A 306-nucleotide genomic window follows, 5' to 3' on the forward strand; every position below is an offset into this window, starting at 1 on the left:
GGTCCATTCCATGCAGCTTCAGTGTAAGTCGCTTGCGGTCGTTGCCGGCTAGTTGGCCAGTCTCCTTCAGATACATGATGGTATCGAAGAATGGGTCCAGACCGCAGCCGTTTCCCTCAGCGTCGCTCACCCAGATGCGGAACCATGCTTTTCGTCCCGGTGTCCACAGCTTGTTTTTCACAGTCTTGGTCTGGATATAGCGATAGAAGTCGTTACCCTTCCCGGTAACGCTCTTCTCGATCTCGACGCCCTCTTCCTTATCGAAGACCGCGTTGAAAGGCATACCTGAGCCACGTTTCGTATTCC

1 protein-coding gene is annotated in these 306 nt (G+C 53.6%); it reads right to left on the reverse strand.

Going from position 1 to position 306, the window contains the following annotated elements; all coding sequences use genetic code 11:
• Positions 1 to 283: hypothetical protein (locus AC1RPK_RS07670; protein ID WP_481769340.1), on the reverse strand; the 283-nt coding region annotated here is incomplete at its 3' end.
• Between the last annotated feature and the right edge of the window lie 23 nt (positions 284 to 306).

The sequence above is a fragment of the Dellaglioa sp. CoH-55-MRSF-6 genome (genome assembly GCF_056782215.1).